Source organism: Catellatospora sp. NPDC049609, from assembly GCF_040675365.1.
GTDB lineage: Bacteria > Actinomycetota > Actinomycetes > Mycobacteriales > Micromonosporaceae > Catellatospora.
In genome coordinates this window covers 1-2208 of the sequence record NZ_JBFAOU010000410.1, presented here as the reverse complement: position 1 = coordinate 2208, position 2208 = coordinate 1, and the positions used below count along the sequence as shown (strand labels likewise).

Sequence of the window (2208 nt, the reverse complement as noted above, 5' to 3'; positions counted from 1 at the left end):
CGTGGGGTTTCGCGCGCCGCTTCGCGGCCGGCTGCTTCGCCTCGCCTTCCGACACGGCCAGCGTCACCAGCTCCTCGGTGGCGCGCACCGACCCAGCAGTTGTCACCCGCCAGTGCGGTGCCGTCCTCGCCCGTCCACGCGACGACCGGCCACGGGCGACCGACGGCGGTGGCACGCGGACATGCGAGGGCCGACGCCGGGGCGTCCGGGCCCGGGACGTGCCGGCGTGTCCAACCCCCCGCGAAGTGAGGCGCGGCGGGCAGAACGGGCCGACGGCGCGGCCCGGCCCGCTCAGGAACCCGTGCCGTCCTCGGAACCCGTGCCGTCCTCGGCCACCTCGTCGGTCCCCGGCTCCGCCGGTGCGGGCGGCGGGGCGATCAGCGCCTGGGCCAGCTCCTCGGCGAGCAGCTCGCACTGCCAGGGCCGGGCGCCGAACCCGCTGAGCAGCTCGGTGACGGTGCTCGCGGTCGGCTCGGCGGGCGGCTCCCAGGCGAGCCGGCGTACGAAGTCGGGCGTGATCAGGTTCTCCGGGGGCAGGTGGTGCTGCTCGGCGGTCTTGGTGACCACCTCCTTGCACCGGGCCAGCCGGGCGGCCGCCTCCGGGTCCTTGTCGGCCCAGCGGTGCGGCGGGGGCGGGCCCTCGAACTGGGGCGTCGTCGGCAGCGCGTCGTCGGGCAGCGCGCGGGCCTCCTCCAGCGCCTCCAGCCAGGTCGGCGCGAGCCGGCGCACCGACCGGCCGCCGAAGCCGGGCAGCAGCAGCAGCTCCCGCTCGGTCTTCGGGTTCATCTCGGCCGCCGCGACGATGGCCGCGTCGGGCAGCACCCGGCCGGGCGCGGTGTCGCGGCGTACGGCGATGGCGTCGCGGGCGTACCACAGCGACCGCACCCGCGACTGGGCGCGGGCGCCACGCACCCGGTGCATGCCGGAGGTGCGCCGCCACGGGTCGGTGCGCTGCTTCGGCGGCCGCGCACCATTGGTGACCAGGGCCGCGAACTCCTGCGCGGCCCAGCCGGACTTGCCCTGCCGGTCGAGTTCCGCGTCGAGCGCGTCGCGCAGCTCCACGAGCAGCTCGACGTCGAGCGCGGCGTAGGTCAGCCAGTCGTGCGGCAGCGGCCGGGTGGACCAGTCGGCTGCCGAGTGGTGCTTCTCCAGGGTGCGACCCAGTAGCTGTTCGGTCAGCGCGGCGAGGCCGACCCGCTCGAAATCGGCCAGCCGGGCGGCCAGTTCCGTGTCGAACAGGCGGCGCGGGCGCAGCCCCAGCTCGGCGAGGCAGGGCAGATCCTGGCTCGCGGCGTGCAGCACCCACTCGGCGTCGGCCAGCGCCTCATCCAAAGCCGACAGATCGGGCAGTGGCACGGGGTCGATCAGGGCCGTCCCGGCACCCTTGCGGCGCAGCTGGACCAGGTACGCCCGCTGGCTGTATCGGAAGCCGGAGGCGCGCTCGGCGTCCACGGCGACCGGGCCGGTGCCCGCCGCGAACCTGGCCACCACCTCGGCCAGCCCGGCCGGGGAGTCGATCGGTGCGGGGGTGCCGTCGGTCGGCTCGGTCAGCAGCGTCGGTCCCTCGCCGTTCGACGTCCCGTCCGGCACCACCTCGCCCGTCGGCGTGCGGTGGCGGGTCCGACGGCGCAGGGGTGCGTCCTCGTCGGTCATGGTCACACCGTACGGCCAGGCACCCGGGGTTGGCGGCAGCACCCCGGTATGGCGCGTCGGTGGAGCTTTCATACAGGCCGTCTTGCAGGGGTGATGAGATTCGCCACCACCGAGTAAGGTGTGCCAGCCGACCGGACCTGGTCGGTGCCACGGGGGAGGAACGACACATGAACACGGGTCCCCAGCCCGATTCGGCCGCCGCGGCGCCGGCCGCTCCGGCCACGCAGCCCGCGGCCCCCGCCGTGCCGCCGCAGGCGCCCGCACAGCCCGTGCCCGGGCCCTTCCCGCCCGCGCCGGCCCATCCGCACCCCCAGGCGCACCAGCCGTGGCCGCCGCAGCCGGCGGGCCAGCCGTGGCCGCACCCGCACGCCGCGCCGCCGCAGGCGGTGGGCCAGCCGTGGCCCCAGGCCGCGCCGCACGCCGTTCCCGCCGCGCCGGTGCACGCGGTGCCGGGCGCGCCGCACTCCGCGCTGCCGTACCCGGCCGCGCCCCATGCCGTACCCCCTGCCGGGCAGTTCCCGCCCGGTGTGCCGCCGGTCGCGGCGGCACACCGGC

1 protein-coding gene and 1 pseudogene are annotated in these 2208 nt (G+C 77.0%); one reads left to right on the top strand and one right to left on the bottom strand.

Features of this window, described 5'->3' with window-relative positions:
* Window positions 1-291: 291 nt before the first annotated feature.
* Window positions 292-1653: a ribonuclease D gene (locus AB0J67_RS40710; RefSeq protein WP_363491115.1), complete on the bottom strand. Its 1362-nt coding sequence runs from the start codon at window positions 1651-1653 to the stop codon at window positions 292-294.
* Between the two features lie 167 nt (window positions 1654-1820).
* Between AB0J67_RS40710 and AB0J67_RS40705 the strand changes: the two are divergent.
* Window positions 1821-2208: pseudogene (locus AB0J67_RS40705) on the top strand (hypothetical protein); the annotation flags it as partial.

Excerpts from the sequence above, each read along its gene's own strand:
- AB0J67_RS40710 (WP_363491115.1), bottom strand. The coding sequence starts at position 1,653 with ATGACCGACGAGGACGCACCCCTGCGCCGTCGGACCCGCCACCGCACG.